Source organism: Halobacillus sp. Nhm2S1, assembly GCF_019599545.1.
In the GTDB taxonomy this organism is placed as follows: Bacteria; Bacillota; Bacilli; order Bacillales; family Halobacillaceae; genus Halobacillus.
In genome coordinates this window covers 418,802-440,689 of sequence record NZ_JAIEZV010000002.1, presented here as the reverse complement: position 1 = coordinate 440,689, position 21,888 = coordinate 418,802, and the positions used below count along the sequence as shown (strand labels likewise).

Genomic DNA, 21,888 nt, shown 5'->3' with positions numbered 1-21,888 from the left:
GAATGACAAAGCCAGTAGTAAAATTTTCGAATGTCACCAAAGAGTATAGTCTATTCAAAAAGAAATCAGATCAATTGCTGGATATCTTGTCCTTTAAGCGTAACAATAAGAGTTTCTTAGCATTACAGGATATTTCTTTTGAAGTGGACCGCGGAGAAACGATTGGTATTATCGGAACCAATGGATCTGGTAAATCTACTTTGTCTAATTTGTTAGCTCAAGTAGTTCCCCCTTCTTCTGGAAACATCAACATTGAAGGGGAAACATCCTTGGTCGCTATCTCAGCAGGATTGAATAATCATTTGACAGGCTATGAGAATATAGAACTCAAATGTCTAATGCACGGTTTAAGTAAGTCAGAAATTGCCAAAATTGCTCCGGATATTATTGATTTTGCGGATATTGGTGAATTCATCTATCAACCGATAAAGAACTATTCGAGTGGTATGAAGTCTCGTCTGGGGTTTGCGATATCTGTTCATATTGAACCTGATATTCTAATTGTAGATGAAGCCTTGTCAGTAGGAGACTCTACCTTCCATCAAAAGTGTGTTGATAAATTCGAGGAATTTAAGGAACAAGGAAAAACAATATTTTTTATCAGTCACTCCCTGTCCCAGGTAAAGAAAATATCGGACAGAATCATTTGGGTAAGTTATGGGAAGATGAAAATGTTTGATACAACTGCTAAAGTAGCTAAGGAGTACACTGCCTATATTAATTGGTTTAATGAATTGACAAAAGCTGAGAAAAAGAACCATAAAAAGGATATGCTTGCTACACAGTTTGGGAAATGGACTGGTTACAACAACGAATCCACTCCACAAAAGGGAAACGTAAATAGGGAAAAACCTCGGGTTAGGTCATTAATTCCAGCGATCTTTATGATGTTATTGACATTGCTGAGTGCGGCTTCCATGTTTTTGGACAATCCTTCTCAGGCACTACTGAGCAAATGGAATAGTTTGAATTTAAATTCCAAAGAAGCTCAATCAGAAAGTAATGTTGAGGAACCGGCACCGCCTTCTGGAGAGATAAGAGAGGAAATCAATCAAGAAGGGGTCTCGCTTGGGCAACTTACTCTATATGAGGATAGGGAACTCTCAAACCAAATAGAAGTTATCTCTTCCTTTACAAATCTCTATGTTCACAATCTTAGTGGTAATTCTTATGAAGTAGAGTATCAGGGTGACCTTTTTTATACTGCTAAGGACGAATTAGGCTTAGTAGATGCAAAAAATCTGGATTCACAGTTAACCCTTGATGAATTATCTAATTCATTCAGCAGTAGTTTTGTGCAATCATATGAATACTTCTTCGCATTTGGATCGTCAACCATTGATGAGGTTAAGTCCACATTACGTGGATTGACAAGTGAACGTGAATTACCCAAGGGTGAAGTGCTCTTAGAATATTCTAATGATCATTTAGCTTATCTTTTTGACGAGGAAGGCTCAGCAAGAGCAATTCATGTGTATTCCATTGATCTCGATAGTCCGGTTATTGAAGATATAAAAACAAATTCCATAGCGGCTACCGATGATAAAGAAATTTATTACATGAAGATCGATCAATATAATGTCATTATTGATACGGAAGAGAATAGAATGTCCTTCTATCCGGTCAGGAATGAAATCAGCTCCTGATAAAAGAATAACAGTAATAATGTAGTCGTCACTATAAGTTCTGAAATGAGGATATAGAAATGAAAAAAGTCATGGTCGTATTCGGCACAAGGCCAGAAGCCATTAAAATGTGTCCTTTAGTAAAAGAATTAGAAACTAGAAAAAATCTAGATACAACCGTATGTGTCACAGGACAGCATAAAGAAATGTTGCAGCAAGTATTAGACGCATTCGAAGTAGAACCGGATTACAACTTATCCATTATGAAAGATAAGCAGACGTTATTTGATGTTACTACAAATATTCTGGACAAGATGAAAGCCGTACTTGATGAAGTGAAACCTGATGTTGTACTAGTACATGGGGACACTTCAACGACGTTTGTTACTTCCCTAGCGTGTTTCTATCTTCAAATTCCAGTGGGGCATGTGGAGGCAGGTTTAAGAACTTATGATATCTACTCCCCATATCCAGAAGAATTCAACCGTCAAGCGGTCGGATTAGTCGCAAAATATAACTTTGCCCCTACAGAAATGTCTAAAGCCAATCTGTTGGAAGAGAAGAAAGATGAATCTTCTGTGTTTGTCACAGGTAATACAGCCATTGATGCTCTTCAAACGACTGTTAGAGACGATTACAGTCATGAACAGATCGAGTGGGCATCTGACAGCCGTTTGATTATGATTACGGCTCACAGACGCGAAAACCTAGGTCAACCAATGAGAAATATGTTCAAGGCAATCAAACGAATTGTGGATGAAAAGGAAGACATTAAAGTGATTTATCCTATCCATATGAATCCTGTGGTTAGGGAAGCGGCTAATGATATTCTTGGGGACCATGACCGCGTAAGAATTATCGAGCCATTGGAAGTTTTGGATTTCCATAACTTCCTATCAAGATCCTATATGATTTTGACCGATAGTGGCGGCATTCAGGAGGAAGCACCGAGTCTTGGTAAACCTGTACTCGTAATGAGGGATACAACGGAGCGCCCGGAAGGTGTGGCTGCAGGTACGTTGAAACTCGTGGGTACGAATGAAGAGAATATTTATAAGAACTTCAAACTCCTTCTAGAAGATGAAGAAGCTTATAAAGCGATGAGTCAGGCCAGTAATCCTTATGGAGATGGCTTGGCGAGTAAGAGGATTGCGGATGTATTAGAAAAAGACTAGATAAAAAGAGCGGGCATAGTAGCCCGCTCTTTTCTGTTATTCAGGGATTTTCTCAAATATAGCTGTGACTTGTTTGTTCCCGTTCATCGTTAGAGAAGTGATCCGGTTATTACTTTGTATGTCGCCACTCCACCCGGCAAATTTCCAGCCTTCTGCAGGAAACGCTTCTATGGTGATGGTTTCACCGTCATTTGCAGTGGTCTTAGAAGGGATGACGCTCCCTTCTCCCTTTACAGATGTGGAAAGGGTGTAGGTTTTAGGTTCTGGCTTTTTCTCAAAATTCGCCTGGATGTTTTTGTTTCCGTTCATGGTCACTGTGATGGATGAACTTGAGGAGGAAGAACTTCCACTCCATCCAGTAAATATCCAACCTTCATGGGCTTGTGCGGTCAACTGCACTTCCGTTCCTTCTTTAAATTGAGAACGAGAAGGATTTTTACTGATCTTCCCATTTCCATTCACACCGACGGATAATTGATAGTACGTTGGTTCCGGTTCTGGTTTAGGTTCAGGATCCGGTGTGGGCTCAGGCTCAGTGGGTGCTGCGTCCTCATCGGACGTGTTTGAATCCGTCTCTTCTTCGGTGGTTTCCTCGAAAACTGCTCGAACAGATTTGTCGGCAATCATTTCAAGATTGATGTCACGCTCTGTGCCGGTTACGTCCCCTTCCCATCGAACAAATTCCCAACCATCTTTTGCTCTTGCTCGTAGGGAGATAGTTTCACCGTCAGTATAAGTGGTCGCTAAGGAGTCTCTAATGATCCGGCCCTCTCCTTCGATTGATAAGGATAGGCGGTGCTCCATTGGTTCAAAGTGAGCGATTACGTTCATTTCATCTTCTACCGTGAGGTTTAAAGGATTGGTGTTTCCTTCAAAATCCCCACCCCAACCAATAAACTCCCATCCTTCATCAGGGAAAGCTTCAATAGTAACCTCATCTCCAGCTTCATAATGTTCCTTGGCTGGAAAAACAGTTACAGATCCATTACCGATGGTCTCTGGTCGGAAGGTGTTTTCTTCCTCATCGGTGTCTTCTCCAATGGTAAGGGGATAGGTTTCTTTGTAATCCAAGTACAGAAGCTTCAAGTTGTCTGTTCCATTTTCTTTACCTGTTAATTCGATGACATTGTCTTCTTTTTCTGTGATGGAAAACAACTGGTTGGAGGAAGACCAAACAGGTTTGAACTTCATTTCTTCCCCGGCCTCATCCAATCCTGTGTAGGAGAGGGTAAGGGTATCTTCCACCTCGATGTTTTCAAATTCTTCTGGTTCGATTTTCACTTGATCCAATACTTGATCGTCAACTTTAAATTCAACGGTTTCCTCATAGGAGGCCCATGAGACATGAATGGTTGTCCGCCCTGTTTGTTCAGCAGAAAACATCCATAGATTTTCTTCATCCTCCACAGGCGTTAGTGTCCCAATAGATGTGTCCTTATTGGTCCATTCAGCTTTTAAGGGATGCTTTTTCTCTTCCGCATCCTCCCATACTAAAGCGATTTGACGCTCAAACCCTTCTTGGACCAATTGACGGCTGGTATCTACATAGATGCTAGCATTCAGCTCATCCATAGCTTTTTTTACATTGTCTTCTTTACTGTATTGCATACCTTTATCCAATATTTCGTATGCTTCTTCTACTCTTTGTAGGGTGAGATAGATTTCAGATAAAATAGTATAGAACTCTCCTACTTTAGGAGTCTCATAGACACCCTCATTAAGGAATTTGATTGCAGGGTCATATTCTTCTAATGCTATGTAAGATTGACCTAATTCTAGCCGTGCTTCCTTGTGGGTTTTATCCATGGAAAGCACGTCTTGGTATAACTGAATACTTTTTTCATAATTTCCGTCCGCGTAGGCTGCTTTTGCTTTATCATAAATATCATCAATATCGTCGGCTTGAGCTGCGTTCCATGTGAAAGCAGTAATTCCTATCACTAGGAATATACCGAGCAATGTGAATAGCAGGTTTTTTCTGTTCATAATGCACACCCTTCTTTACTATACGAATTTACTCCTATTATACATGCTAATTGACACAATAAGATAGAATCCGAGAAAACAATTATCCTATTTATAGGACTTGAGAACTTATTATCAATTTCACCTTTCAAAACATCCTTTTTACCCGATGAATATAGGGAAGAGAAGTAGATCCCTGTAAATGATTTGAAAATATTGTAATCTATCTTCTTTTACAGAATTGATATATGCTATAATATTCCTATCTGTAATTTCGACAAATATTGGAGGTTTATAAATGGAAGAAACGATTTCCTTGAAAGAGATTTTTGAGGTATTAAAGAAACGATTATGGTTGATTGTAAGTCTAGCCATTGTTGCTGCAGGAATTAGTGCTGCCTATACTTATTTTCTCGTGACTCCTATGTATCAATCCTCTTCACAATTCATCGTCAACGAGTCCCAGGATCAACAGCAAAACGTTCCATACGATATTAATGATATAAGAACAAATATTGAACTGATTAATACTTACAACGTGATTATCCAAAGCCCTAGGATTTTAGATGAAGTTTCTGACCAATTAAATCTGGATATGACAGCCAATGAAATTGCGAATAAACTTCAAGTCTCGAATGCGAACGAATCTCAGGTTGTAAATGTTTCCGCTACCGATGCGAATCCTATGCGGGCAGCCGACTTAGCGAATACGACGGTCAAAGTATTTAAAGAGGAAATTCCTGTCCTTATGAACGTGGATAATGTCAACGTGCTTTCAGAAGCGACGGTCGGACTTGATCCTTCTCCTGTAAGCCCGAATGCTACATTGAATATCGCCATCGCCCTAGTTGTCGGTCTTATGGCTGGTGTAGGGATTGCATTCTTGCTTGAATACTTAGATAACACGATTAAAGACGAGACGGATATTGAGGAGAACCTTGGATTACCTGTTCTTGGAGTGGTTTCGACTATTAGTGCAGAAGATCTGCCTAAACCTGGTCGTTCAAGAAAAGGGACAAATGTGACAGAAATGAGAGGTGAGTCTGTTGGGTCGTAAGAAGAAACAAGCGATTAACTCAAGAGCGCGTAACATTATAGCTGGCGACAATCCTAAATCCCCGATTGCCGAGCAGTTCCGGACGATTCGGACGAACTTGCAATTCACTTCTGTTGATCAGGAACTTGATTCCATGCTTGTGACATCAGCCAGTCCATCAGAAGGTAAGTCAATTACTACCGCTAATACCGCTGTTGTGTTTGCTCAACAAGGGAAGAAAACTTTGTTAGTGGATGCGGACTTGCGTAAACCGACCATTCATTACACCTTTCGTGTCGGTAACACGAGTGGTTTGAGTAATTACTTGGTCGGAAATCAGTGGATTCTTGATCTAGCTAAGGAAACGCATATTGAAAACCTTGATGTTATCACTTGCGGACCTATCCCTCCAAATCCTTCTGAACTTCTTGGTTCAAAGAAGATGAAGGAGTTTATAGAAGAAGCGAAAGAAACCTATGATATGATCATTTTTGATACACCTCCAGTATTAGCTGTAACAGATTCTCAAGTATTGGCCAATTTTGTAGAGGGGGTACTCCTTGTTGTTCGCAGCAAACAAACTGAAAAAGAAGCGGCAGTCAAAGCGAAGGAACAATTGGAACAGTCAAAAGCCAACCTTTTAGGTGTCGTCTTAAATGATCAAGACTTAAAATCTAGTAATTATTACTATTATTACGGTCAATGAAAAAAAGAGAGCTTAAGCTCTCTTTTTTTGTATAAGTTCATGTTATTCCGATGAATTTTAAAAAAAATATCTTTTTTTAAAAATATCTTCCAATCTACTTCAAAATTCTGTATTAAATTGGTATAATCATTAACATAATTTACAAAAAGAGAGAAAAATGCTAATTAGAGGTAAAGGAAAATGGAGGGAGTTAGTTCATTTGATTGATATTCATAGTCATATATTGCCAGGTGTTGATGACGGTGCTCAAACTATTGAAGATAGTATTAAGATGGCGGAAGCTGCTCTACAGGACGGAATTACTCATATCGTTGCTACCCCCCATCACAATAATGGAGCGTATAACAACTATAAAAACAACATTCTACTTCAAGTGGATGAATTAAACCGTACATTTCAGGAGAGAGACATTGAACTGGTAGTGCTTCCTGGACAGGAGACGAGAATCTATGGAGAAATGATTGAGGGTCTAAACGGAGATGAGATTCTGCCAATTAATGAAAAAACGAAATACATATTCGTAGAATTTCCTTCTAACTCTGTACCCCGCTTTTCTTCACAATTATTTTTTGATCTGCAGGTAAAGGGGTATCACCCTGTTATCGTTCATCCAGAACGGAACAAAGCAATTATTGAAAATCCTGAACTTCTTTATTCCTTTATAAAAAAAGGAGCGTACAGTCAATTGACGGCAGGGAGTGTATGTGGAAAATTCGGAAGAAAGATAAAAAAGTTTTCTCAACAGTTAATTGAATCCAATTTAGCACACTTCATTGCAAGTGATGCGCATAATACAAAAACACGTAGCTTCTGTATGAGCGAAGCATTCAATGAAGTAAGAAAAAATTTTGGGATGGATATGGTTTATCAGCTGTCAGAAAATGCAGAGGATGTCATTGCAGATCGCGTGTTGCAATCATATCCCCCGCATCATGTAAAGAGGGAAAAAATCTTGGGATTGTTTTGATAGGAAATGGTCGGTAGGTAGTGGTTTTAGTATTTAAACTAAAGCCATTTTTTTGAAGGTTAATTGTTAATTTATGGTTTTTCTAGCCCTTTTATACTTATGCATTGCTCTACTTTAGTAATGATAATTGCCTGGATAAAGGGCTAAGCACGAAAATGTGCTGATACCTTAAAAAATCAGTTATATATTGACAATAAGGAAAACATCGTGCCAAGGAGTGACTCGATTGACGACAGCTTATAAAAAAAGGCTGATGCTGCTAATTTCCATCGATTCGGTCATCGTGTTTTTTTCTGTTTACATGTCCCATTTCTTTTTAAACCCTTACGTCGCTGTCTTTGACAATGTCATGATTGTTCTCTCTGCTACATTACTTATCAGCCATCATTTATTTTCCAGCCTTACAGGCATGTATAAGAAAAAGTGGCGCTATGCCAGTACCGAGGAGTTAATTGGAATTATTGGTGTCGTTACCCTATCAGTCGTTTCAGCTGTAATTATTCAATGGATTGTGTTTGGGAATGCCTATGAACGCGCTTTGACGATTACGTGGATGTTACATATTTTAATGATCGGTGGCGTACGATTCGCGTGGCAGTATTACAGGAATTATGGTCTGACCGTTCAGCCAAAATTGAAAAAAGCAAAGATTGTAACTGATGATCTAAACAGACAACGCACGCTCATTGTAGGAGCAGGAGCTGCCGGCCGGATGCTTGCAAGGCAGATGAAGAACTCTAAGGAATTTAAAGGGGACCTAGTCGGATTTGTCGACGATGATTTTACTTTACACCATTTAACAATATCCGGTCTATCTGTCCTTGGCAGTACAAAAGATATTGAGCGCTTAGCAGCCAAACATCATATTAATCATATCGTCATGGCAATGCCTTCTGTTAAGCAGGAAAAGATAAAAAAATTGATCCAAATGTCGAAAAAAGCCGTCAAAAATGTTCAGACCCTGCCTATGATTGAGGATATTGCGCTTGGTAATGTCTCTGTCAATCAAATCCGCGATGTCCAAATCGAGGATTTACTTGGCCGTGAACCGGTCGAACTGGACATCGATTCCATTGAATCCCAAATCAAAGGGCGCACAGTTATGGTGACAGGAGCAGGTGGAAGTATTGGATCAGAAATCTGTCGTCAGCTCATGAAATTCGGGCCAGAACGCCTTATTTTACTCGGACATGGAGAAAATAGTATTTACACGATTCATATGGAGTTAAAACAATTCGATATCGATACTGAACTTGTGACCGTCATTGCCGATGTTCAGGACAGAGAGCGCATTTTCCAAGTTGTACAAGACTATGCCCCTTCCTACATTTACCACGCTGCCGCTCATAAACATGTGCCATTAATGGAAGCGAACCCGAAAGAAGCGGTGAAGAACAACGTCATCGGTACGAAAAATGTTGCTGAAGCCGCTCACCATACAGGGGTGAAAGCCTTTGTGCTCGTTTCCACAGACAAAGCGGTCAACCCGCCTAACGTGATGGGATCTACGAAACGCATTGCGGAAATGATTGTGCAGAACCTTGGGCGACAAAGCCAGACAAAGTTTGTAGCTGTTCGGTTCGGAAATGTACTTGGAAGCCGTGGTAGTGTCATTCCATTATTTAAGAAGCAGATTGCTGCAGGTGGACCTGTTACGGTTACTCATCCAGATATGACCAGATATTTTATGACGATTCCAGAAGCTTCAAGGTTAGTTTTACAAGCAGGTGCTCTTGCCCGTGGTGGAGAGGTATTTGTGCTTGATATGGGGGAACCGGTTAAGATTGTTGATCTTGCGAAGAACTTGATTCATCTTTCTGGGTTTAAGGAAGAGCAGATTTCTATTCAGTTTAATGGGATTCGTCCGGGAGAGAAGATGTATGAGGAGCTTCTGAGTGACAAGGAAGTGAATAAAAAGCCGGTGTTTCCGAAAATCTTTATTGGGAAGACGGTGGAGTTTGATTACCAGTTAGTTCAGTATTTGGTTGAGCATCATGAGGAGTCTAGTGTGGAAGATTTGAAAACGTATGTGATTGATTTGGCGAATAATAGACTTCCAGCTAGCAAAAAGGTTTTGGAGCAAGTGTTATAGGATTGTAAGGGGGAGCTCGTTATGAAAAAGGTGAAAAAAGCAATTATCCCAGCTGCCGGATTAGGAACTCGCTTTCTTCCAGCGACGAAGGCTATGCCTAAAGAGATGCTGCCGATTGTTGATAAACCTACGATCCAGTACATTGTTGAAGAGGCGATTGAATCTGGGATTGAGGATTTTATTATCGTGACGGGTAAAGGAAAGCGTGCGATAGAGGATCACTTTGATAAGAACTTTGAGCTTGAGGACAATCTGATACAGAAAGAGAAGTATGACCTTCTCGAAAAAGTGAACGCGACTTCTAATGTGGAGATTCATTTTATTCGTCAAAAGGAGCCTAAAGGGCTCGGGCATGCAGTATGGTGTGCGCGTAAGTTTATCGGTGATGAGCCGTTCGCTGTTCTTCTTGGAGATGATATTGTTCGAGCGGATAAACCTTGTCTTCGACAGTTGATGGATCAACAAGAAGAAACATTATCGTCAGTTATTGGAGTCCAAACGGTTGCGGAAGAGGAAACCCATCGTTATGGCATCATCGATCCGCTCGATCAAGCTGAACGTCGTTATCAGGTAAAAACATTTGTTGAGAAACCTGAGCAAGGCACTGCTCCTTCAAATCTTGCGATTATGGGACGTTACATACTGAATCCTGAGATTTTTATGTTTTTGGATAAGCAGGAGAAGGGTGCTGGTGGTGAGGTTCAGTTGACGGATGCAATTCAGAAGCTGAATGAGATCCAGCGTGTGTTTGCTTATGATTTTGAGGGTAAGCGGTATGATGTTGGGGAGAAGCTTGGGTTTGTGAAGACGACTTTGGAGCTTGCGCTGGAGCGTCCAGAACTGAATGATGACATTATAAGTTATATGGAAGAGGTTTTACAGGAAAACAAAGTACCTATGAATTAATGAAATATATAGAAGGTTGCCAAACGGCAGCCTTCTAATAATGAAGAAGCTTAAGTTGGTTTATTAGGAGTTGTTCGTAAGATATATACATGTAAGTCCAAGCAAACCAAGTATAGAAGAAACGAATGGAAGGAAGTTTGAGACAATGGGAGATCGGATTTTTCTTTCATCCCCTCATATGAGTGATGAAGGGTATGAACAACAATATGTACAAGAAGCTTTTGATACCAACTGGATTGCCCCGTTAGGTACAAATGTTAATGAATTTGAAAATGAACTGGCAGCTAAAGTGGGATTGAAATCTGCAGCAGCTCTATCTTCCGGTACAGCCGCTATTCATTTGGCATTAAAAGCAGCTGGTGTTGGTGAGGGAGATATAGTTTTCTGTCCCACATTAACTTTTTCCGCAACAGCAAACCCTATCATTTATCAAAATGCAACACCCGTATTTATAGATAGTAACTATGAAACTTGGAATATGTGTCCAACAGCTCTCGAAGAAGCTTTTCAGAAATTTCCTGAGGTAAAAGCTGTTATTGTTGTTCACTTATACGGACTTTCAGCCGATATGGATCGAATCATGGAGGTCTGTAATAAACATAATGTCACCGTTATTGAAGACGCAGCAGAATCATTGGGTGGCTATTATAAAGGACAACATACTGGAACGTTTGGAGACTATGGAATCTTTTCTTTTAATGGAAACAAAATCATTACAACATCCGGTGGCGGGATGCTTGTATCTAATAATGAAGAAAAGATTAATAAAGCACGCTTTTGGGCTACTCAATCTCGTGATCAGGCGAGGCATTATCAGCATAGTGAATTAGGGTTTAATTACCGTATGAGTAATGTGGTGGCTGGTATAGGTCGTGGGCAACTGAAAGTTTTGGAACGAAGAGTAGAAAAGAAAAAATATATCTTTGAATACTACAAAAGTGAGCTTAGTCACCTTGATGGTGTTGGTTTTATGCCAATTAATGATTGGGATCAACCGAACTATTGGTTAAGCGGAATGACATTGAATGGCGATGTTAGACCAATTGATGTTATGGAAGCTTTGGAGAGGGAAAATATTGAGTCTAGACCGATTTGGAAGCCGATGCATATGCAGCCGTATTTTGAGCAGTATGATTTTGTAGGTAAAGGAGTTTCTCAAGTATTGTTTCAGAATGGAATTTGTTTACCATCGGATACAAAAATCATAGAACATGACCTTGAAAGAATCGTAAAAGTTATAAAAGGGTTGTGGTTTAAGTAATGAAAAAGTCAAAATGTGGTTTTTATCGAAGGTTTATAAAAAGACCGATGGATTTTATACTTTCTTTAATCGCTATTATTCTTCTTAGTCCGGTATTACTAATAGTTGCTTTACTTGTGAGAACTAAGTTAGGTAGTCCTGTGCTATTTAGGCAGAAACGGCCAGGTTTAAATGAAAAGATATTTATGATGTATAAATTTAAGACTATGACGGATGAGAGCGACGAAAATGGAAATCTACTTCCTGATAGTGTAAGGCTAACAACGTTTGGGAAATTTTTGAGATCTGCTTCTCTAGATGAACTACCTGGGCTTATTAATATTCTAAAAGGTGACATGAGTATAGTAGGGCCCAGACCATTATTAGTAAGGTATTTACCTTATTACACGGTTGAAGAAAGGCATAGACATGATGTTAGACCTGGACTAACAGGACTTGCACAGGTGAGTGGAAGAAATCTACTTAGGTGGGAAGAAAAGTTTCAAAAGGACTTAGAATATGTTAATAAATGCAGTTTGAAAATAGATATATTAATAATATTATTAACTCTAAAAAAGGTAATAAGACGCGATGATATTGTTTCATCGGAAATAATAAATTTAGGTAATTATACCTTGCAAGCACTAGATGTTGAAAGAAAGTCTTTTAATAAGGAGACCAAGAATGTTTAATGAAATTGGTAGCAACTATCACCTAAATTCAATAGAAGGAATTACACACACAACACAAGACTATTATATTGATAGTCCTAAGCAAGTTTACTTAGACACAGGAAGAAGTGCAATAAGACTGGCATTGAATAATATTAATGATAAAAGAAAAGTGGCAATTCTTCCAATGTTTACATGTCATACAGTAATTCAACCTTTTATAGAATTTGGCTATGAAGTAAGCTTTTATGATGTTGATACTAAATTTAAGGTTAATAAGAACAAATTTGAAAAATTAATAGGTGAAGTAAATCCAAGTGTGATTCTCGTTCACGCATATTTTGGCTTTGATACATTAATAGACATAAGAGAGTACCTTAAATCTTTACGAGAGAGTGGTACCTATATTATAGAGGATATAACACAGTCATATTTTTCAAATATTGACTATGAAACCGCTGATTTTTATGTTTGTAGTGTTAGAAAGTGGTTAGCAATTCCAGATGGTGGATTCTTAAAATCAAGTAATGTTGAAATTAAAAGGCCATCTCTTGTTGCTAACGATAGATATACCAAAAAACAGGAAAAAGCAATGTTGCTAAAAGGTGAGTATGTCAATAATATATATCCGATTATTAAAGAACAATATAATAAAACCTTTAGTGAAGCAAAAAGAATAATAGATCGCCAAACAAATATATATGCAATGTCAGGCATATCTAGAAAGCTGTTGTATAAATCAAATATTGGAGAAATAAAGAGTAGAAGAAAAAGAAATTATAGATTTTTACTTCAACATCTGATAGACGAAAAAAACATTATAGTACCTCTTAATTCACTTGGTGAAGATGATACACCTTTATTTTTTCCAATTTTTATAGATAATAGATTGGACTTTCAAAAATACATGGCTAAAAGTAATGTTTATTTACCAATAATCTGGCCAAAGTCAGATTTGTGTTTGAGTGAGCCTGAATCCAATAGTAGATATATTTATGAAAAGATTTTATGCATTCCTTGTGATCAACGATATAACGAAAATGATATGGAACGGGTTGTGAATTTAATTAAAAAGTATTTGAAGGGGGAGGGGTAATGGATTATCTTGATATTTATTATAACCCTGAATGGGTGAGATTATATGCAGGTAAGGATAATGGTGATCCCGGTTATTACAAATTAGAAAATGAATATGGAGTAATAATTTACCCTTATGTTAAAAGAGTTGCTCCTTATACAATTAATGGAACAAAGTATTATGATATTATTACTCCTTATGGCTTTAATGGTCCGTGTATAATGAATTGCAAAGACAACAATACAAAAGAGTTACTACTGAGTTCATTTGAAGAGGATTTTACTAAGTATTGTATTGAAAATAATATTGTAACTGAGTATGTGCGTTTTTCTCCATGGTTACAAAATCATTTGGATTTTCAAAACTATTATTTATTAAGAGATAATAAAAAAACAATTGCTATTAATTTATCAGTTGAAAGTATTTTGAAAGATGAAGTTTCCTCGAAAAGAAGAAACTTAATCAGAAAAGCAATAAAATCAAATGTAAATATACAATTTGACTTTACTGGTGAGACAGTCGACGATTTTTATAATTTATATCAAAAGACCATTAAAAAGAATGGGATAAGTAGTTATTATCAGTTTGATATTTGCTTTTTAAAGCAGAACTTTAAGATGTTGTCAGGAAATATTTTCATAGTAAATGCAATTTATGAAGATGAGATTATCTCTGCAAGTATCTTTTTACAGGAAGGGAATAATTTACATTATCATTTTTCAGCGAATAACTATGAAAAGACAAGTTTAAATGGAAATAGCTTAATATTGTTAAGCGCTGCTGAATGGGGAAAAGAAAATAATAAAAAATATTTACATTTAGGAGGAGCATCTAGATCAGAAGATTTAATGAAATTCAAGCTTTCTTTTACCAAAAGTAATGGTTTCCCTTTTTACGTTGGAAGTAGAATCAGACAGGAGCCAATTTATAATAAATTAGTTCAAATTAGTGGAAAAGCCAATTCTAATTATTTTCCAGAATATAGAGAGGGTTAAGCTTATGGAAATAGTCATTAATCAATTAGGTGAAAACGATTTTAATTCAGTAAAAGAACAGTTAGTAGAATTACAATATGAAAATTCACAACTTCACTTTCCTAATAAATCAATAAAAAGTGATTATGCTATTAATAAAATAGAAGGTATGTATACATTTATAACAGAAAATAAAGCAAGTGCGTTTATAGCAATAGACAAGAATAAGGTTATAGGTTTCATATGGTGTTATCCACGAGTATTTTTTGATGAGCAGAGGGTTTACATCAATTCACTAATTGTTTCAAGAGAATATAGAGGCAAGAAAATAGGTGAAAAGTTAGTTGATAGTGTTGAACGCTATGCAAAAAGTTTAGGAGCTGTGGCAGTTGATGTTTCAACAGCGGCTTTTAATACTGGTGGATTAGGTTTTTATAGAAAAAGAGGTTTTGAAGATGAAAGAGTTCAATTAGTTAAGCCAATAGGAGATTTTTAGAAATGGATATTTATTTTGATATTAATTATGGAAAGGTATATGAAAAAGTTGAAAATGGTGTGTGCGATGAATTTGAATATAATTGCTCACTCGGAACTGTAAGAAACATATTCATTAAACGTGAGATACCTGTGAAAATTGACAATAAAAATTATTATGATCTTGTTACACCCTATGGATATGGTGGACCAATTATTACTAAGTGTTTAGAAGAGCATAAGGACGAACTTATTGAAAAATATGAACAATCATTTAAGGAATATTGTAAAAAAAACAATATCATAAGTGAATTTGTACGTTTTCATCCTTTAGTACAAAATGCGAACGATTTTAAAAATTGTTATGACATCTCTCATATAAGAAATACTGTAGGAACTAATTTAAAAGATTATGACGATCCGTTTCAATCTGAATTTTCTAAATCATGCAGGAAGAATGTTAGAAAGACATTAAAAGAGGGAGTTAGTTATAAGGTTACTGAAAATCCAAAAGATGTAAACTCTTTTATGAGAATATATTATTCCACGATGGACCGTAATAATGCATCTGATTATTATTACTTTGATGAAAATTATTTTAGGCAATGCCTCGATTTATTAGGGGAAAATATTATTATTGTGGAAGCTATTTATCAAGAACAAACAATTGCAATGGGTTTTTACTTCGCGTATGGGAAAAACATCCATATTCACTTATCAGGTACCCTAAGTGACTTTCTATTTTTGTCACCCGCCTATATTTTACGATACGCAATTACTTTATGGGGAAAAGAAAAAGGATATGAACTAATTCATCACGGTGGGGGAAGAAGCAATAGTATTGATGATAGTTTATATCTATTTAAAAAGCAATTTGGTAAAAATACAGAATTTAGTTTTTTTGTTGGTAAAAAGATATTGAATGAAAAGATATATAATAAATTAACTAGAACATTAGAGATTGATGAAAATACAGAATACTTCCCTGCATATAGATCTAAGATGTTAGCTGTAAGAAGGTGCACTTAATGAAAGATATATTAATTATTGCACATTTCACACAAGTCCCAGGTGAATTAGGAAATGGTAGGTTTCATTATATTGCTGAAAAAATTGATAAAATAAATTCACGTGTAGAAGTAGTAACTACTAGTTTTTCACATAGGACAAAGAGTCAAAGAAAAGTGACAGATGAACAATTAAAAAGTATTAATTATCAGCTAACAATGTTAAAAGAACCCGGCTATAGAAAAAATGTTTCCGTAAAGCGCTTTTTCAGTCATTATATGTTTGGACGAAGCTTAAAACAATTTTTAAAAACTAGAAAAAAGCCAGATGTAATTTATTGCTCTGTCCCCTCTCTTGATGCCGCGAAGATAGCTGCAGATTATGCAAAAGAAAAAAATATTCATTTTATAATCGATATTCAAGACTTATGGCCAGAAGCATTTAGAATGATTTTTAATATACCATTAATAAGTGATGCCTCTTTTTACCCAATGAAGAACAAGGCTAATTATATTTACTCGATAGCAGATAATATTATTTCAGTTTCTCAAACTTATGCCGATAGAGCTCTAATGGTAAATAAGAAATGTAACACAGCTCAAAGTATTTTTTTAGGAACAGATCTAGCATATTTTGATACATTGTTTGTACAAAATAAATTAATAAGAAAACAAATAGGGGAATTATGGATAGTTTATATAGGCACATTGGGTTATAGCTATGACATTTATAGTGTAATAGATGCTTTACGGATATTAAAAGATAAGGGGTTTAACAATATTAAATTTCTTGTTATGGGAGATGGGCCGCTTAGAGATAAATTTGAAAAATACGCACAAGAAAAAAAAATAAACACAGAGTTTACTGGTAGATTAGACTACAATAAGATGATTGGTTATTTAAAGTCATGTGATATTGCAGTTAATCCAATCAAGGCTGGATCTGCTGGGAGTATAATAAATAAAGTGGGAGATTATGCAGCGGCAGGCTTACCAGTTCTTAATATGCAAGACTCTCCAGAATACAGGGAATTAGTGGATAGTTACCAAATTGGATTAAATTGTGAAAATGGAAACGCTCAGGATTTAGCAAAGAAAATTCTAAAGTTAATAAATAAAAATGAATTAAGATTTGTTATGGGTGAGAATAACAGAAAACTAGCTGAAGAAAAATTTGATAGAAATAAAACATACCAAGAAATAATAGAAATGATTGATATTAATGCTAGTAATTAAAGGGGAAAGTTATGATGATTGGTTTGGTATTTATAGGTAACATTGAATATTGTCCTTACTTAGAAAAATATAAGCAGGTCCTAGACAAAGAAAATATAGAATTTGAAGTACTTTATTGGAATAGAGATGAGTTGAAAACAGAATATCCAGACAATTACCTCTCTTTCAATGAAAGGTCGAGACGATCTAAGAAAAAATTATTAAAGATAATGGACTTTATAAAGTTTAAAAAATGGTTAACTAAAAATATCAAAACAAATGGTTATGAAAAAATAATAATATTAGATACATTATCTGGAATATTAATATCAAAATTATTACAAAGAGAATATAAAAAAAAATATATTTTTGACATCAGAGATTATAGTTATGAAAAGATAGAATCATTTTTTAGAGTTGAGAAAAAAGTTATTGATTCATCATATTTCACTTGTATTTCATCTGAAGGATTCAAAAAATTTTTGCCCAAAGACTACAATTATATAATGGCTCATAACTTTAATTATAATAACTTATCAATTAGTTCGAATTTTGTAAAAAAGAAAAAGGGTGAGAAACTAAATATAGTTTGGATAGGGTCAGTTAGATATTATGAACATCAAAAAAAAATTATAAGTAAATTAAAAAACGACTCTAGGTTTCATTTGATATTTCATGGGGCAGGGCCTTATTTGGACAAATTATTTGAATACACTAACCAAGAGGGTGTAAAGAATATTACTTTTACAGGTTTTTATAACAACGAAGATAAAGCATCACTACTACTAGATGCAGATATAATTAATAATAGTTATGATCCTGAAGTTGGGTATGCAGTAAAATATGCAATATCAAACAAATACTATGATGGCGTTATATTTAAAATACCTCAACTAGTGGAGGTAGGTACTTATAAGGATAATAAGGTTAAAGATAGTGGAGTGGGGTTTAGCATTGATGTAAACAATGATAACTTTGCAAATATATTATACGATCACTACTTTAATATAAATGAAAGAAAATTTAATGAAAATTGTAATTTAGAATTAAAAAAATTCACAAGTGAAGATAGTGATTATATTAAAGGTATCAAGGGGTTTTTGAAAAAAGAGTTATATTGAAATTAACTTCTTATTTTCCACACGTTTATAACATAAAAATGAAATACAAAATTTTGATGATTATAGCAAAGGGTGCTAATAATAGAAAAGTGTAAGGAGAATAATTTTGAAATCAATAATAATAGTGAATAACAACATGAATATCGGAGGCATTCAAAAATCTTTATTAAATTTATTGTATGAAATTAAGAATGATTATGATGTGACTTTGTTACTTCTTAACAAGAGTGGAGAATATATTACTAATATTCCAGAGGAAATAAAAGTTATTGAAGGCTCATCTTATTTGAAGTTATTAGGAATGTCATTCAGAGACTCAAAAAGGTTGGGCTTGAAGTATTATTTTATTAGATCTGTTTTGACAGTATATACTAGGGTTTTTAATCACTATTTACCTATAAAATTATTAATGAAAACTCAAAAAAGATTAAGTGAATTTGATTATGCAATATCTTTTATGCATAGTTCTACACCCGAAAGTTTATATGGAGGAGCAAATGAATTAGTATTAGATAAAATAAATGCAAGAGAGAAAATCGGATTTATACACTGTGATTTTACAGAGTATGGAGGTAATACTGCATATGTTAGAGCACTTTATTCAAAATTTGATAAGGTTGCTACTTGTTCAGAAGGATGTAGAGATAAATTTATACTAACAATGCCGGAATGCGAGAATAAAACATATAGTGTTAGGAACAGTAATAATTATGCTGACATTATGAGGTTGGCCGAAAAAAATGCTATTAACTACGATCCGGATTATGTGAACATTATTAGTGTGGCGAGATTGAGTAAGGAAAAAGGAATTGAACGTGCTTTAACTGCAATATATAAATGCCTATCTTTAGGTTATAAAATAAGGTATCACATAGTCGGGGATGGATCTCAACGGAAGGAATTAGAGAAACTTGTTGAAGATCTAAAAATTTCAAAAAGTGTATACTTTTATGGTAATACAAATAATCCATATCGTTACATGAAAAATTCCGATTTATTCTTACTCCCTTCTTATCATGAGGCTGCACCGATGGTTATTGACGAAGCCAAATGCTTAGGAATACCTGTGCTTTCAACTAAAACCACATCAACAAAAGAGATGATAGAAGATAATGATGCAGGGTGGGTTTGTGAGAATTCTACTTCCGGTATACTTAAATCTCTAAAATCTATTTTGGATAGCAAAAGTAATCTATTAAAAATAAAAGATAGTTTATTAGCGAAAAACTATAATAATAAAAAATCTATAAAGCAATTTCTATGTCTGTTGAAGGGGAAACAGCCATATGGTCAAGAGTGATATTGATAAGATAATTAATGTAAAGTTATTACTTTTACTCATAATAGATGTAACAATTTTATCCTATGGGCACTTCGTTAGTAATAAAATAATAATATTTATTGCACTTTTATTTTTTATATTTATAGTAATTTCAAATCGTAATTCTAAGTTTTTTCCTATAATGCTATTCTACCTGCCCTGGTCTCCGATAATGAAATTTACACCTGGGACACTTACGTTATATAGTATCATAATACCCATATTCTTTTTATTGTTCTTTTATCAAAACAAAAAAATATCAATAAATTATAACGTTTTAATTATTACTAGTATAATGGGTGTTCTCACCTTATTTGTTAAGTTTTTCCATGGTTATACACCTTCATCAGGATACTTTATGTTCATTATCATGTTGTTTTTCTTACCAACCTATTTTAATACCTATAAAGGACAAATTTCATTTGAAAAGTCTGTACTTTATATGTCGATTGGTGTAATAGGTGCATGTATTTCTTCAGAAACCCTGATGAAATACCCCCATATGAGAGGGTTTATAAATGTTAGCACTTGGGACAGTTTAGGACTAACAAGATTAAGTGGATTTAATGGGGACCCTAATTATTATTCTGCGCAAATTTTAGTTGCAATTGCAGGTTTGTTAATAATTTTATTAACAAAAAGAAGTATCCCATTGTTATTATTAACTCTTCCTCAACTGTCAGCTTTAATCTATTTTGGATTACAATCGATATCAAAAATGTTTTTGTTTATTTTAATAATTCTAATTGGTTTGTGGGGAGTTGCATTAATACATTTACTAGGTATTGTGAAAAGTAAAAAATATTTAGTATTACTTTCAGTAGTTTGTATTATAGGATTCTTTATTTTTCTAAATAATTCAAAAGAATTAATTGATATGTACTTGATAAGATTTGAGCTTAGTAATAATGTTAATTCCTTGTCCTCTGGTAGATCCAATATAGCAATAAAATATTTAATATTTTTTGAAAACAATCTATTAGATTTACTATTTGGACAAGGATATACTGAAAAATACCCTGCTTTCGGTAAAAGTTCTCATAATGTAATAATAGAAATAATATATCAATTCGGTGTTGTAGGTTCAATATTATTAATTGTATGGATTTATTATCTAAATAAATCTGTTTTATTAAAGAAAAAGTTTTTCTCTTATTTTACTATTCTTCCAACTTTAATATTAATTATAGCTTGTTTCTTACCATGGCTTTCATTAGATGTAGTATTTGCAGATGAATTCTTTTATGTTACTTGTTTATTCTTACTGGGAAAAAGTTATTTAATACAATGTATGGGAAAGGAAAAAAAATGAAGATAGAATCAAATGGTATTAACAATAAAAAGTTTGCAATATTGATAATTGCGCATAAGAACTTCAAGCAACTAAAGCGTTTAGTTGAAAAAATTAACCACAAAAATATAGATATCTTCATTCATATTGATGAAAAATGGGATTTATCAGAAAGTAAAATCAATGAATTATTATCTGTTATGGAAAATATATATTTTCCAGAAGATAGGATATCAGCGAATTTAAGCGATTGGTCACTTATTGAAGTTACTATGTCGTTAATAAAGAAAACAAAAGAAATTGAAGAGGAAAAAGGAATTCAATACAGCTATACGATGTTGATTAGTGGACAAGATTATCCAATTAAACCCGTTAATGCTCTAGTAGAAGAGTTGAATAATTCATATCCAAAACCTTTTATTGATTGTCAACCATGCGTAAATAAGAATTGGGTTTATAAGTTATATGAAAAATTACCGATTGAAATTAAGTTAAATAAAGATATTAACCAATATATGAAAAAAGGATTAAAAAGGAAAATGTTGAAAACGCCCCTTTATATATTCTTTAAGTTTTTAAGATTTTTTATAGTTCACCCATATAAAGAACTTAAAAATTTAAATTGCAGTGTATATGGCGGATCATCATGGTGGATTTTGCCGGATATTGTAATAGATGATATTTATACTCAATATTATGAATCGAATAACAGGATAATATCAATTTTTAAAAAAAGTCTTACACCTGAAGAAACATTCTTTCAAACATTAACTATGCGAACGAGTGTTTCGGAATATGTAACGATTAATTTCAATAATAAGTTCACGAGAGATTGCAATGATAGCTTGATATACCCTAACTTTTATGATGAAAAGAAACCTTATATGGGTCATCCTCATATTTTAACTGTAGAGGATTTTGATAAAATTTCTAAACTACATCATTATTTTGCTAGAAAATTCGATGATTCAATTGATTATAAAATATTGGATTTAATAGACGAATATCTCCTTTGAATATTAGG

General features: G+C 34.6%; 19 protein-coding genes. 18 read left to right on the top strand and 1 reads right to left on the bottom strand.

Annotation, left to right across the window (positions count from 1 at the left end; translation table 11 throughout):
• Positions 1–2: 2 nt before the first annotated feature.
• A complete protein-coding gene (locus K2225_RS08575) occupies positions 3–1,646 on the top strand; it encodes an ABC transporter ATP-binding protein (protein WP_220584368.1) in 1,644 nt (547 codons plus the stop codon).
• A 59-nt stretch (positions 1,647–1,705) separates the two neighbouring features.
• Entirely contained in the window at positions 1,706–2,800 is a 1,095-nt protein-coding gene (gene wecB / locus K2225_RS08570) for a non-hydrolyzing UDP-N-acetylglucosamine 2-epimerase (RefSeq protein ID WP_220584367.1), read from the top strand.
• Positions 2,801–2,836: 36 nt separating this feature from the next.
• Here the strand turns inward: wecB and K2225_RS08565 are convergent, their stop codons facing one another.
• A complete protein-coding gene (locus K2225_RS08565) occupies positions 2,837–4,786 on the bottom strand; it encodes an InlB B-repeat-containing protein (RefSeq protein ID WP_220584366.1) in 1,950 nt (649 codons plus the stop codon).
• 277 nt (positions 4,787–5,063) lie between these two features.
• Between K2225_RS08565 and K2225_RS08560 the strand changes: the two genes are divergently transcribed.
• The 16 genes from K2225_RS08560 (at position 5,064) to K2225_RS08485 (ending at position 21,880) form a co-directional block, all read left to right on the top strand.
• Positions 5,064–5,822 (top strand): YveK family protein, encoded by a 759-nt coding sequence (locus K2225_RS08560; RefSeq protein WP_220584365.1) that lies wholly within the window; start codon positions 5,064–5,066, stop codon positions 5,820–5,822.
• Complete coding sequence (locus tag K2225_RS08555) at positions 5,812–6,507, top strand: CpsD/CapB family tyrosine-protein kinase (protein ID WP_220584364.1); 696 nt, start codon at positions 5,812–5,814, stop codon at positions 6,505–6,507. Before K2225_RS08560 ends, K2225_RS08555 begins: the two co-directional genes overlap by 11 nt.
• 199 nt (positions 6,508–6,706) lie before the next feature.
• Positions 6,707–7,474 (top strand): tyrosine-protein phosphatase, encoded by a 768-nt coding sequence (locus K2225_RS08550; protein WP_220584363.1) that lies wholly within the window; start codon positions 6,707–6,709, stop codon positions 7,472–7,474.
• Between the two features lie 253 nt (positions 7,475–7,727).
• Positions 7,728–9,566, top strand: a complete 1,839-nt coding sequence (locus K2225_RS08545; protein ID WP_220584904.1) for a polysaccharide biosynthesis protein — start codon at positions 7,728–7,730, stop codon at positions 9,564–9,566.
• Between the two features lie 21 nt (positions 9,567–9,587).
• Positions 9,588–10,472 (top strand): UTP--glucose-1-phosphate uridylyltransferase GalU, encoded by an 885-nt coding sequence (gene galU, locus K2225_RS08540; protein ID WP_220584362.1) that lies wholly within the window; start codon positions 9,588–9,590, stop codon positions 10,470–10,472.
• 145 nt (positions 10,473–10,617) lie between these two features.
• Positions 10,618–11,733 (top strand): DegT/DnrJ/EryC1/StrS family aminotransferase, encoded by a 1,116-nt coding sequence (locus K2225_RS08535; protein ID WP_220584361.1) that lies wholly within the window; start codon positions 10,618–10,620, stop codon positions 11,731–11,733.
• Positions 11,733–12,404, top strand: a complete 672-nt coding sequence (locus K2225_RS08530; protein WP_220584360.1) for a sugar transferase — start codon at positions 11,733–11,735, stop codon at positions 12,402–12,404. Before K2225_RS08535 ends, K2225_RS08530 begins: the two co-directional genes overlap by 1 nt.
• Positions 12,397–13,479, top strand: coding sequence for a DegT/DnrJ/EryC1/StrS family aminotransferase (locus tag K2225_RS08525; protein WP_220584359.1), 1,083 nt, complete (start codon positions 12,397–12,399; stop codon positions 13,477–13,479). The genes K2225_RS08530 and K2225_RS08525 overlap by 8 nt, the downstream gene beginning before the upstream one ends.
• Positions 13,479–14,456 (top strand): GNAT family N-acetyltransferase, encoded by a 978-nt coding sequence (locus K2225_RS08520; protein WP_220584358.1) that lies wholly within the window; start codon positions 13,479–13,481, stop codon positions 14,454–14,456. The genes K2225_RS08525 and K2225_RS08520 overlap by 1 nt, the downstream gene beginning before the upstream one ends.
• A 4-nt stretch (positions 14,457–14,460) precedes the next feature.
• A complete protein-coding gene (locus K2225_RS08515; RefSeq protein ID WP_220584357.1) occupies positions 14,461–14,931 on the top strand; it encodes a GNAT family N-acetyltransferase in 471 nt (156 codons plus the stop codon).
• A 2-nt stretch (positions 14,932–14,933) separates the two neighbouring features.
• Positions 14,934–15,938, top strand: coding sequence for a GNAT family N-acetyltransferase (locus K2225_RS08510; protein ID WP_220584356.1), 1,005 nt, complete (start codon positions 14,934–14,936; stop codon positions 15,936–15,938).
• The gene (locus K2225_RS08505; RefSeq protein WP_220584355.1) at positions 15,938–17,152 is read left to right on the top strand and encodes a glycosyltransferase family 4 protein; all 1,215 of its coding nucleotides are present in this window, start codon (positions 15,938–15,940) and stop codon (positions 17,150–17,152) included. Before K2225_RS08510 ends, K2225_RS08505 begins: the two co-directional genes overlap by 1 nt.
• A gap of 14 nt (positions 17,153–17,166) precedes the next feature.
• Positions 17,167–18,252, top strand: coding sequence for a glycosyltransferase family protein (locus K2225_RS08500; RefSeq protein WP_220584354.1), 1,086 nt, complete (start codon positions 17,167–17,169; stop codon positions 18,250–18,252).
• A gap of 106 nt (positions 18,253–18,358) precedes the next feature.
• Complete coding sequence (locus tag K2225_RS08495) at positions 18,359–19,552, top strand: glycosyltransferase (protein WP_220584353.1); 1,194 nt, start codon at positions 18,359–18,361, stop codon at positions 19,550–19,552.
• Entirely contained in the window at positions 19,539–20,885 is a 1,347-nt protein-coding gene (locus tag K2225_RS08490; RefSeq protein WP_220584352.1) for a hypothetical protein, read from the top strand. Before K2225_RS08495 ends, K2225_RS08490 begins: the two co-directional genes overlap by 14 nt.
• Complete coding sequence (locus K2225_RS08485; RefSeq protein WP_220584351.1) at positions 20,882–21,880, top strand: beta-1,6-N-acetylglucosaminyltransferase; 999 nt, start codon at positions 20,882–20,884, stop codon at positions 21,878–21,880. The genes K2225_RS08490 and K2225_RS08485 overlap by 4 nt, the downstream gene beginning before the upstream one ends.
• The last annotated feature ends 8 nt before the right edge of the window (positions 21,881–21,888 follow it).